The sequence below is a fragment of the Sphingobacterium spiritivorum ATCC 33861 genome (assembly GCF_000143765.1).
In the GTDB taxonomy this organism is placed as follows: Bacteria; Bacteroidota; Bacteroidia; order Sphingobacteriales; family Sphingobacteriaceae; genus Sphingobacterium; species Sphingobacterium spiritivorum.
In genome coordinates this window covers 1-11786 of record NZ_GL379779.1, presented here as the reverse complement: position 1 = coordinate 11786, position 11786 = coordinate 1, and the positions used below count along the sequence as shown (strand labels likewise).

The 11786-nt window shown below is 37.9% G+C and carries 12 protein-coding genes; 7 read left to right on the top strand and 5 right to left on the bottom strand.

Features of this window, described 5'->3' with window-relative positions; genetic code table 11:
• The first annotated feature begins 70 nt into the window (after positions 1–70).
• Both HMPREF0766_RS21185 and HMPREF0766_RS21180 read left to right on the top strand, forming a co-directional pair.
• A complete protein-coding gene (locus HMPREF0766_RS21185) occupies positions 71–913 on the top strand; it encodes a GNAT family N-acetyltransferase (RefSeq protein ID WP_037461129.1) in 843 nt (280 codons plus the stop codon).
• A gap of 224 nt (positions 914–1137) precedes the next feature.
• The gene (locus tag HMPREF0766_RS21180) at positions 1138–1800 is read left to right on the top strand and encodes a hypothetical protein (protein ID WP_003002103.1); all 663 of its coding nucleotides are present in this window, start codon (positions 1138–1140) and stop codon (positions 1798–1800) included.
• Between the two features lie 255 nt (positions 1801–2055).
• Here the strand turns inward: HMPREF0766_RS21180 and HMPREF0766_RS21175 are convergent, their stop codons facing one another.
• The 3 genes from HMPREF0766_RS21175 to HMPREF0766_RS21165 all read right to left on the bottom strand — a co-directional run bounded on the left by HMPREF0766_RS21175 (position 2056) and on the right by HMPREF0766_RS21165 (position 5283).
• Positions 2056–2385, bottom strand: coding sequence for a DUF4870 domain-containing protein (locus HMPREF0766_RS21175; RefSeq protein ID WP_236590419.1), 330 nt, complete (start codon positions 2383–2385; stop codon positions 2056–2058).
• Positions 2386–2509: 124 nt separating this feature from the next.
• Complete coding sequence (locus tag HMPREF0766_RS21170; protein ID WP_236590420.1) at positions 2510–3247, bottom strand: LytR/AlgR family response regulator transcription factor; 738 nt, start codon at positions 3245–3247, stop codon at positions 2510–2512.
• Between the two features lie 5 nt (positions 3248–3252).
• Entirely contained in the window at positions 3253–5283 is a 2031-nt protein-coding gene (locus HMPREF0766_RS21165) for a sensor histidine kinase (protein WP_201680362.1), read from the bottom strand.
• Between the two features lie 246 nt (positions 5284–5529).
• Here HMPREF0766_RS21165 and HMPREF0766_RS21160 point away from each other — a divergent pair, with 246 nt between their 5' ends.
• The 3 genes from HMPREF0766_RS21160 to HMPREF0766_RS21150 are packed head-to-tail and all read left to right on the top strand — an operon-like array spanning position 5530 to position 8194.
• Positions 5530–6015: a hypothetical protein gene (locus HMPREF0766_RS21160; protein WP_003002094.1), complete on the top strand. Its 486-nt coding sequence runs from the start codon at positions 5530–5532 to the stop codon at positions 6013–6015.
• Between the two features lie 2 nt (positions 6016–6017).
• A complete protein-coding gene (locus tag HMPREF0766_RS21155; protein ID WP_248676799.1) occupies positions 6018–6551 on the top strand; it encodes a DMP19 family protein in 534 nt (177 codons plus the stop codon).
• A gap of 44 nt (positions 6552–6595) precedes the next feature.
• Positions 6596–8194 carry a hypothetical protein gene (locus HMPREF0766_RS21150; RefSeq protein ID WP_236590421.1) on the top strand — a complete coding sequence of 533 codons (1599 nt, stop codon included), beginning with the start codon at positions 6596–6598 and terminating at the stop codon, positions 8192–8194.
• 65 nt (positions 8195–8259) lie between these two features.
• Here the strand turns inward: HMPREF0766_RS21150 and HMPREF0766_RS21145 are convergent, their stop codons facing one another.
• Together HMPREF0766_RS21145 and HMPREF0766_RS21140 are read right to left on the bottom strand one after the other, a co-directional pair.
• Entirely contained in the window at positions 8260–9387 is a 1128-nt protein-coding gene (locus tag HMPREF0766_RS21145; protein ID WP_003002087.1) for a fatty acid desaturase, read from the bottom strand.
• 364 nt (positions 9388–9751) lie between these two features.
• Positions 9752–10120, bottom strand: a complete 369-nt coding sequence (locus HMPREF0766_RS21140) for a winged helix-turn-helix transcriptional regulator (RefSeq protein WP_003002085.1) — start codon at positions 10118–10120, stop codon at positions 9752–9754.
• Between the two features lie 77 nt (positions 10121–10197).
• On the opposite strand from HMPREF0766_RS21140, the gene HMPREF0766_RS21135 reads away from it, so the two are divergent.
• Positions 10198–11076, top strand: a complete 879-nt coding sequence (locus HMPREF0766_RS21135; RefSeq protein WP_003002083.1) for an NmrA family NAD(P)-binding protein — start codon at positions 10198–10200, stop codon at positions 11074–11076.
• A 225-nt stretch (positions 11077–11301) separates the two neighbouring features.
• Positions 11302–11786 (top strand): hypothetical protein (locus HMPREF0766_RS21130; RefSeq protein ID WP_003002081.1); only part of this gene is annotated, 485 nt, incomplete at its 3' end.

The window sequence follows — 11786 nt, the reverse complement described above, 5'->3', positions numbered from 1 at the left end:
GTGGTTTTATTCCGTTTTCTCATTTATGGAAATTGCTTTTTATAATGAATTATTTATCGTGTATCAAAAAATGAATGTAGAAAGTTTAGAGAATACAGATCTTGATGAACTGCTGGAGGTCATTAATGTAGCCTTTTCGGATTATATTGTACCCTTTCATCTTGATCCGGATCAGCTGAAATTTAAGATTCTCACAGAAGGAATACGTCTTGATTTATCTTTTGGCGTTTACTCGTCAGGCCGGTTAGTTGCTTTTGTGCTGCATGGGCTTAACAAGATCGGAGATGATCTTGTCGCTTATAATGCTGCAACAGGAGTGGTGCCGGATTACAGAGGCAGAAAACTCGTTGGTGCGATGTATGATAAATTGTTGCCGAAATTAAATGAGCTTGGTGTCAAGCAAATGATCTTAGAGGTGATTGAAGGAAATCTGCCTGCTATACGAACATATGAAAAATTAGGTTATACAGTTCATAGAAAACTGGACTGCTTTAGTGGTCAGGTAGAGACTGCCCGAAAAAATACGGATATCGAGATAAGAGAAATCAAAGAATTTCAATGGCCGATTTTTACTTCATTCTGGGATATACAGCCTTCCTGGCAAAATAGCGTGAAGACTATAGCAAATAGTGCCGGTCATTGTCGCATTGTTGGAGCATATGAGGGAGGTATGTTGGCAGGTTATGCTGTGTTTAATCCTGTAACCCGACGAATCCAGCAAATAGCAGTAGCTCAGGATTATCGCAGAAAAGGAATTGCGACGAATATCATGAACTATATATCCGAGACTCTTGAGCAGCAGGAGCTCGTTATTAATAATGTAGATCATACTTCAGACAGAACTTTGTCCTTTATAAAAAAACTTGGACTTTCCTTTAAACTCGCTCAATTTGAAATGAAGAGACTGGTGTAAAGAAGTTGCAGATATAAAATAGCTAAAGTCAATATTGGTTTTTGCGAAAAGATATTGTAAATTATATTGAAATTCTTGAACATTATAAAATTGATCGCATCAACAAAGCTGAAACAATAATAAATAAATGTGATAGTAGTAAATTGAAATATAGAATTGTTGTGCATTCAAAATGTCATTCCGAATGCAAGCCATAGTCGTTTTGATACATTTCTAAATCCTGCATGAAAATATTGATACCCATACTGACAACACTATTTTTGCTTATTTTCTGTAAGTATGATTCGATCTCTATGAGCACTCTTGTGAACATAGAGAATAACCGGAATTATGATAAAAAACAAAGCATTGAGGATTCGGTTGAAATTTATCATGACTCTTTATATTTTGAACTGGAACTAAACTTTACAGAAATATCGGAAGAAGAGTTTCACGTTTACAAAGATAAATACAACACAAGCTGTGTTATAGATTCAAGCCATTTTATACAAGGATCAAACCTGTATATAGCACAGGACTGTAAAGAAATCTGTGAGACATATCTTTGTGAAAAAAATACGAACAGGAAGTTGCGGCTACCATCCGGTTTTGATTCAGGAATATCGACAATTTTACTTTCTCCTTCCTGTACTCAAATGATTATATGCTCTTCTTATGATGGTCCTGATTATAGTGATTATTATGAAAATAGAGCGGAAATGTTTGTTTTCAATGTAACTAATGGGATGGGTATAAGAGGGATAAAACCTGCTTTTAAATATTATTCCAGAAAATGGTCAATTGAAGAATTGACTTGGGTAAACGAACATACAATAGCTTTAAAAGTCTATGAAGCAAACCAAAATACTGCTCAGTATAAATATCTGAAAACCGAACTTTCTAAGTAAAAAAATGTTCTTATAGTAACGTCTTCGACTTAACCTTCATCAAAAAAACTAAAATGGTTGTATAACAAAGATGCCCCGGCAATTGCTGAGGCATCTCGGTATCTGCGATTTACCTGTCTTATAAAATATCGCTTTTTCAACGATAGAAAAGTGCAACATTTTATCTGGCAAAAATCGAAAACGCAAATCCACTATTTAAAACGCACCACTGAATTACTTTTCTTAATACCTACCGAAAACGGAAAAGATAGTAGTTTAATCAATAAAATCGAATTTGCCTTCAAACATTTTTCCTACAATGGGAATAGGCTTCTTTTGCTCATTGACTGCATTGATCAGGCCGAATATCCAAAGGATAAACAGGATAATACCGATATAGCTCAAAAAGGTTAAGGCCGGTACTATAAACACAATCACAGAAAGTGCCACATTGATAATTACTGATAAAATAAAAAATCCAAATCCCTGTTTGAGATGATAGTTTACTAAATCACTCTTTGGTTGTAAATCCTTGTTTTTTACATAAGCAACAATCCATCCGATGATTGTCACGTAACTTAAGATAGAAAGTGTTTTTTTGTCCATAACTATTTTATTTATATAACCAAAAGTATAAACCATTCGGTTGATCTCCTATGTCCGATTTGTCTTCGGTCACTTTGACTTGGTATTTGTATGCTTTGGCTATATATGTGTATGGCGAAGATGATTAATCTGACTTCATTAATCTGAAAAAAGCATCCTTTTTAGCCCTGGACACAGGCACTATAGTCTTATCATCCATATAAATCAGACCTTCTCTGGAAAAACTTTTGATATAATTGGTGTTGATCAAATGCGACTGGTGTACCCGGAAGAACAGCGGGGGCAAGAGAATATCTTCATAATTCTTAAGGGGTTTTGAAACTATAATGTTTTTGGAACCGGTTAGAAAGAACGTAGTATAAGATCCTGATGTCTCACAACGGATGATCTGATCTATTTTTACAACATGCATTGCTTCCTGTGTCGGCAGGACAATTTTGTCAGGATTTTTTCTGAGGTTATGGGTTAGCTCCACCACCTGGCTCTCTTCCAAAAATTTTCCCCTAAACTGTTCTATACGTTCTATAGCAGTTTTCAGATCCTCCGGATCTATTGGTTTTAGCAGGTAATCTATTGCACTGAATTTGAAAGCACGGATGGCATGTTCTTCATAAGCAGTGGTGAAAATAAGATGAAATGACCGGTATGTTACCTGTTGTAGAACATCAAATCCGCTTCCGTTCTTTAACATAATATCCATAAAGATCAGGTCCGGTGTGAGTCTGTCTATTAACTTTACAGCTTCCTCAGCACTTTCGGCATAGCCTATAACCTGCACTTTTGCCGGAGCGGCAATCTCCAACATGATGGAAAGAGCTTCTCTCAAATGGTATTCATCTTCGATGATAATAGTTCTGTACATTCGCATTAATTTATAGGGATATGTAAAATTACCACACAACCCCGACTGCTATCTGTTTCATCCGACTCCTCTACACGGAATTCCGTATGGGGGTTGTCTTTAAGCATATGACGGAGGCGTTCGTCTGTGATTTGGGAAGAAAGCGAACGATGTGCATCTTTTGGTCTCCGCTTTCGGGATTCTTTCAGGCCAATTCCGTTATCCGTAATTGTACAGACAAGAATGTTGTCCTCTTCATTCACAGAGAATGATAGTGTTAATAATCCTCTTCGATCAAGTAAAGGTTTCAGGCCATGTTCTACCGCATTCTCTATAAACGGCTGGATCAATAGGGGAGGTAAAAGAATATCGGTGTCTAAGTCATCATTACAATGGATCTCATAGTCAAAGCTATTGTTGAGCCTAAGCTGTTGCAATTCCATATAATTGCGTAATGTCTGGATTTCATCTTCCAGTGTAATGGTTTCCATACGAGACTGCTCCAAAACCTGCCGGGTTAACTTCGCAAATTTACCCAGATAGCTAACGGCCATTGTAGGATCATGCTGCAGGATCATACTTTGTATATTGCCTAATGCATTGAAAATGAAATGCGGGTCCATCTGCGAGCGGAGCAACCGGCGTTCTAAAGATAATTTCTCAGCAAGATTTTCCAGTGTCTCCTTTTCCATAAGTTGCACTTTGAGCTCATTATTAGCTTGTTGTTGTTGCAGATTGTCCTCCCGGTTCTGGTAATAGCGCTGTCTGTAGTAATAGGAACGATACATAAAGATGAGTCCGATGAGTAATACAGCGGCAATAGCATAGCCCAGCAACTTATTTTTCTCCTGTAATCTGTTCTCCTGCTCCAATTGTTGTATACGGGATATTTTCTTTTCAGATTCATACCGGGCATCGGCATTTTGCAACATCTGCTGTGTTGTATGATCGTGTTTCAGCCGATTATATCTTGCAAAGAGCTTATCATATTCATAATAGGCTTTATAATTATTTTGTAATATAGACACATCTTTTAGACAACTGTAGAAAGTCGCCAATACATCATTGTCTTTATAGGGAAGTGTCAGTTGGTAATCAATACCTTCTTTGAAAAGGTTTTCCGCATATTGATATTCTCCTTTTTGCATAAAATATTGACCCTTAAGACCTATTGAGCTGCGGTATATGTTTTTAAGATCATACTGCTTAGCTATATATGTAGCTTTTTCCAGATAGGAAAGAAAGGCTTCTTCATCTACAGGCTGAGGACCATTCATATACAATACAGCAAGATTGATATAAGCAATTCCTATATTACTTTTACTTACAATCTTCCCTTCATCTTTCTCAGCCAGACGTATAGTCTCATTGAAAAATGAAACGACTTCCGACCATTGAGGCAAATTTCCGGATACTATAGCGTCCGAAAGGTAACTGCCCACAGCGAGACGGGCATGTAATATGCTTTCGGGATTTCCGGATTTGATCGCATATCGCAGAGCTTCATCCGCGTATTTTTTTACTTTGATCTGGGAGCCAGAAGAAAAGAGGTAAGATAAATCTGCTCCGATACGTGCAGACATGTCATAATCCTGAACTTTTATAAAGAGATCGTAAGCCTGCAAAAAATAATCTATTGCATTAGACTTGTCATCAATATAGGAACGGAGACTTGCCATCGCCATGGCTGCATACGCTTTAGCCCTTTTGTCTGAGATTGTGGCGGCGACATCATAGGAAAGCTCAGCATAGTGTGCAAACTCCCTGAGATGTAAAAGACGACGGTGCGTCAACGCCAGATAAGCATAACATATCGCTTCATCTTCTTTGTTATTATTTTTTTTGGCTAGTTCTAGCGCTTTCATCTGGATATTCAGACTGGATATTGAATCGGTAAACCGGAGGGCATAACCTTCACGTGCTGTTTTTTCGACGGAGGATGGTTTTTGTGCTTCGACAGACAGACTAAGCAAGAGTATAATTGCTGTAAAACAAGATGCAATAACCGGATAAATCCAGTTTTGAAAAGATTGAAAAATATTCAAATAAGTCTTCATCAACATAGTAAAAGGATGACTAAAGTACCAATTATAGAATGACGCGCAAAATATGTCAAATAAGTTTTTGGATAAAAGAAGAAGTTTGTTGTAAGCCTTTTAAGCGTATTGAATGAAGCTGATTTTCGCATGTAGGAGATAAGCTCCCGAATAAAAATCAAAAGCCACCATTTACCAATTGGAGCTTGCTGATTAATTCAGCAATTTTTAATCTTGTTCCACATACTTAATTTAATATTAGATCTTATGGAAAGAAAAAAAGTATTTGGACTGATGATAATTCTTTGTTTATGTCTCGGTATAGCACAGGCACAACAGATAGACGAAAGACGTATGAAGATTGAAATGACGGTCAGGCAGGGTAATGAAGAGATCATTGCAGCTCTGACTTCTGCAACAATTTCTTTTAACAGGGGGCTCAATGAGAATCTTGTTTCAGATTCTCTTTCCAGGCAGGGAACCAACAAAGAAAATGTAAGACTTTATGATATAGGGATAGCGCTTGACAGACAAAACATTAAATTATTAAGTGCTTTTGTAAAAAATAAAAAAGGGCTTAACGGACACATAATACTTACAGATACCTATAAGAAATTACCATCCCGTAAGATTGAGTTTACATCTGCCGTTCTGGATGCTTTGAATGACCAGTTTACAAATGATTACAGTTCTGCATATATGAGTATCAGGTGCGGTACACTGATGATTGATGGTCTGGATATTGAGCCTTAAGTTTGAATAAAATAAGAAGACCGTTTAAAATGGAGTTTTTACCGATTATAGAGAAAGACAAGTTCGAAGGCCAGTCAGATAAAGATTGGGATTTTATATATACGATTCTCGAGCCCTATCAGCATGCAATTGATGAAGTCGAAGATGAAAATGTAATTCTTGATCAATTATGTGATGATCAGCATACTTTGCTGATATATGATGCGCTGTATGGACAGGTGACAAATGGTGGTTTCCTACAGCTGATACATAATGGTTACGGACCATTTGTTTTTGACCCGGTGTTTATCGAAGATCTGGAAAGATGGAGTTTGAATGCCACTGCCGAATTATTGAAAGAGGCTAATGTGATCTATCTGAATCATAAAGATTATCTGGAGGAAGAGAGGGATCTGCGAGAATTTTCTGCTCTTTGTAAGCATTTTAAAGAATTTGAACCCTTTGATGATTTGTTCTATGAGATGATGGAAGATGAGGTCAGTCGATTTCGTAAATACATAGAAGATCATATAGCAGAATTTGCCAAAATAGTATAGGAACTCTGGTTAATAGTACATACTCTACAGAAATGAATATCACAATGAAATTTTTAAAATTTAAGGAAGTCAAACATAAAATGCCCAAAGACAGCGGGATGTATAGTCGTGGTGAAAAAAACAACGGCGAATTTGACGAATACGGGGTATTATTTTTGGAAGGGGATTGTGAAGTCGAAAATCTGGATCTTGATGATCCGCTGCGTTCTCTTAACTTTTTGTCCGAATCCGGGTCAGATGAGGAAGTCTGTATTGCTATTTTGGTGGACGGCAATCTGCGAGCCGGCAATATTTATAATTATGAGACTGACGGCTCTGCAGGATTGTATGTGCTGGGAAATGTGGATGCAGAAAATATTCTGATCGGCGGGCAGGAATTTTATGTGTCGGGAAACCTGAATATCAAAGACTGTTTTTGGGGACATTATAATCACGGAGATCTCCTTGTGAACGGTAATACCTGTGCACGAGTATTTGTGGCTACAGAAGAATATCATTATGATTATAATAAGCTTCGGATCAGGGCAGACTTCTTTTTGTGCGATCACGATCGTGAAGATGATGTATTTGATCCTTCTGTTCCTTACGCCATCTTTGAAAAAGCAATGTTATATACAGAAAATGATGTGGAAACAGATGATCTCTTCACCTGGAAAGACTGGATGTCGCGTTCCACAGCTATTCGTTTACTGGAAAAGAAACAACCTATTCTGTTAAAAGATATACATATTGTCTCTGAGGCGGAACAACAGGCACTTATCTTAAAGGAGATTCCTCATAAATTCAGCGAAAGCCATTTTAATGGTGAGGAATCATTCCGGTCGCAACTGCAGAACTTTGAAAAACTGCTGGAGATTAGCAAAATGCATAGTGAAGATGATTATCAGTATTATGAATGGAAGGGTTATGAGGTTCAAGTACATGGTGATACCTCCGAAGAGCAGGGACATGTCATGTTTACACATGATTCGGGTCTGACCTTTTTTATCTGTATCGAAGAGGACGAAACTCCTGCCTTGTCAATAAAGACCTTATTCCGTAAAAATGAAAATAAGATTTCTTTAAGTGCTGTTTATCGTAAAGATTCCAATGATTCTTTTTCGAATGTTTTTGATCAGACTACGAACTCATTCTATTCGGAAGAATTACAGTTACTTTGGAAAGAATTATTAGTAAGAGCGGAGCGTGGAGCATATTTTTACAATAAATTCAGCGAAACAGTCAGGGTTGAAAATTTGCTTCAATATTTGAATCTGCCTGTTGTACAGCATAAATATAATGATTACTGGGATCTGGAAAGGAGCTATTTCTGGTATAATTATTACTGCTTCACAATGAGACAGCATGCTGCTCGCGGACTTGTCGGCAGTATAGATGTGGCACAGGAAATAAAAGGAGAGGTATTTGATCTGCGTACATTTTATTTTCGTCCTGATGCTGTTGTGAATCCGCAATATTGTGAACTATACTATGCCTCCAGTCAGGAAGGGAGGACTTCAGACCGTTACTCAGCCGTGGATAAACGTGTCAAAGTATTTCTTTATGACTGGCAGCTTTATCAGGAGGCATTGCAATGGTATCCTAAAATCGAAACCGCATTATCATATGAAAACCAGAGCTATCTGGAGGATCAGGAATTGTAAAATACTGTAATTTCCATATCCTATCACTTGAGCCTGCTCCATATTAACCTTTTAATATTGTTCGTTTATTTTGTAAGATCTTGTTTAACTGTTGAGTCCAGTTTGATGACAGGTGCTGCTACAAGTTGTTCTTTCTTTATTCTGGAAAGATTCGCCTTTTGTTCCGCCTTAATTTTCAGATAAGGATTGTGATACTGATCGTAAAATCTTTTTTTATCATCCCGGTATGAACTTACCGCCCCAACCTGATGTAATAATTTAATATAGTACCAGGCCAGATCCACCTGATGCGGTTGAAATCCGCTTCTTGCACTTTTAGGAAACAGGTGGTGGTTATTGTGCCATTCACCGGCAACTATTCCGGGCCAGAGTTGATTGATAGATTTATCATGCTCACTAAAGTCCGTTCCTTCACGTTGTTTGTCTTCTCCCTTAGCGTGTCCTTCATAGTTAAATGTTCGTACACCGACCGCCCAGAAACCGGCAGCACCAAAAAGGCTACACGCCAGAGCATGTCCTCCCATCAGGTAAAAAGCAAGATACCAGAATGACCAGTTCAGTACCCATGATAGAACAGCATATCCGGGATTGACATATGATCCCCATTTTTGGTATTGGGTGTAAATATTGGCCGGCACGCCGGTATGTTTCATTAGTAATTTAACACGGTTATAGTCCGATTCGCTGAGGTCTTTAGCAATCGGCTGATGATTCACATCTGCCAGGAAGCAGAATAAAAATCCGGCCTGTGCATTATAAGGATCACCCGGCTGATCTGACTTGGCATGATGAACATGATGAGATATAACATAGATTTCTTCCGGAATAACATTTATGGTAAGATTCTGAGTAAAGAATCTCCAAAATCCATTCTTGAATTTGTAAGCACCATGTGTACAATATCGGTGGTGCCATATTGTACCGTGAGTCCCCATTATGATCATGCTATATACAAAGGCAGCGATAAGAGTTCCCCAGCTTAAATAGTTCGTCAGAAAAATAAAGAAAAACGGAATAAGACAAAATACTTTTAGCCAACTGAAAAAAGGTAACCAGTTATGCTTATCTTTTATAATATTGAGTCTGCTGAAAAATTCTTTGAAAATCTGACCTTTAGTTGGTTTGATAAGGTTTCCATTATCGTCTTTCCATCCATAAGAAGGACGCTGTAGTACATGATCTAAAAATGACATGGTGTTGTAGATTTAGCTTTAGTTTGATATCAATCACTATGTATTTCGGATCGAGTTACAATGATAACATAAAAAAAGGACTAAGTAGTAACAAATTTTCATGAACATGGGGCAAACCTGTATAGTGTATGCCCAAATGATAGACCTGAAACAGGAGTTTCTTTCATCCAGAATGTATGTAATACAAGTGTGAATACCTTAAATAGGCAGACAATTTATAAACAGGTGTATTCCAACTGCTGGATCGCCTGCATCAGATCGGAAGGTGATCCGTCAGATATGCTATATGAAAAATACTTCTATTGTAACAACATCAACATATAGCAACAGCTTATTTTTCCTTCCGGACGGATTGATCCGGATGTTATTTCCTGTCAAATACTTTTTCCATATCCTGAAAAGCCCAGTTTGCCATCGCATCAATTACCGGAAACAGCCCCTTGCCTGCAGCACTCAATTTATAGGTAACAAAGGGAGGTACTACAGGTTTCGCTTCTCTGATGATGAGTTGATCCGCTTCCAGTTGTTTAAGATGTTGAATCAGTACCTTTTCCGTTATAGCAGGAATAGCTCTTTTAAGTTCACTGTATCGTTTGTCTCCTGTATGTAAATGGTAGATAATGATTGGTTTCCAGTAACCGCCTATTTTTTCCATTACATAGGTTACAGGACACTGAGATAAAGCATATCGCTTATTTTCTTGTATAGTTGAGCTTTCTTTAATTGCTGTCATAGATACATACTTAAGGGTGAGTACTTGTATATAAGTAAGTACAAATATAACTTTGTTTAATTTAAAAAACGAAATATATGAAAATTACGATTACAGGTTCTTTGGGGAACATAGGGAGATTTTTAACGGAGAAACTTCTTCAATCCGGACATCATGTAACTGTGGTAAGCCATAGTGAAGACCGTAAGCCAGAAATAGAAAGGCTGGGTGCTGACGCTGCTATAGGATCAATAAGTGATGTTGTTTTTCTCCGAAACGCTTTTAAAGATGCAGATGCTGTTTTTGCAATGACACCACCAAATATGGGAGGTATAGATATTATCAGCAATACGGTAGAGGCCGGTAAAGCAATGGCAAAGGCTATAAAGGAGTCCGCTGTGTCTCGTGTAGTCATGTTAAGCAGCATTGGTGCTGATCTGCCGGACGGAAACGGACCGATAGCAGCCTTGCATCATATTGAAAAAGCTTATGCAGAACTGGAAGGTGTAGCAGTTACTTTTCTGAGAGCAGGTTATTTCTTTACCAATTTTTATAATGATATCCTTTTAATAAAGACGGCGGGTATTACAGGATCAAATTATCCTTCCAGCACAAGTATACCTTTAGTTCATCCCTTTGATATTGCAATGGCTGCTGCGGAAAGACTGGAACAGCCTTTTACAGGAAAGAATATACAATATGTTATCAGCGATTTTCGTACCGCCAGAGATGTAGCTGATGTATTAGGGAATGAAATTGGTCAACCTGAATTGCCTTGGATAGAGTTTACAGATGAAGAAGCTTTTCAAGGCATGATGCAGGCAGGTGTACCGGGAGAGATTGCCGGATTATATGTAGAAATGGGAGCAGGGATTCGTGCAGGAAAAATTCAGACAGATTTTAAGAATGTGGGGGCACCTGTAACCGGGCAGGTTAAATTAGAAGATTTTGCGAAAGAATTTGCAGATAGATTTTAAAGCCATCATTATTTCTGCAGAAAATACTATATATAAGGAGTCAGGCAATTTACCTGACTCCTTATATATAAGACCTGTCGATACACCATTCTAATGGTTTTTGTTGATTATGTATGTTCTGGTGGCTTTCTATCGCATTAAAGTGTCGCTAAAGTTGTATTTACAATATGTATTTCCTAAATTCATTTTTCCTGTTTTAATTCAGTTACTTAATTACAATAATTTATGAGCGATTTTTTAAGCATTAATGGTGTATCTGTCGAAAGAGATGACATCAGAAATGTTCTTTTGGGAGAGGGTAAGGTGGCGGCCATTAAATATGTAGCAGATCGTACACAATGTAGCCTGAAAGATGCTCATATGGTAGTTACGGAAATTGAGGAAGGTGTAGCGACTGTAAAAGTTCCTGTTGTGGAGCAGACTGTCCGGGAGAAAGCTGTTGTAAAATATGTGGATGGCAAGATTCAGGTTACCTATCAGGATAATGATGGCGTAGTCTATGAGAATGTAAATCCTGCTCATCCGGTATGGATGGCTGTAAAGAGGCTGATGCCGGACAATCAGACGCTGATGGATATGGAAGAATTCTATGCTCAGGATGAGCCTGTGATCAAAGCGTCTCCCTTTCATAGTTATAATGAAGAAGTGCTAGGACACCGTAAACCGAACTTCCTGTTGATTGGTGTGATTGTTCTTCTGTTAGTTCTGCT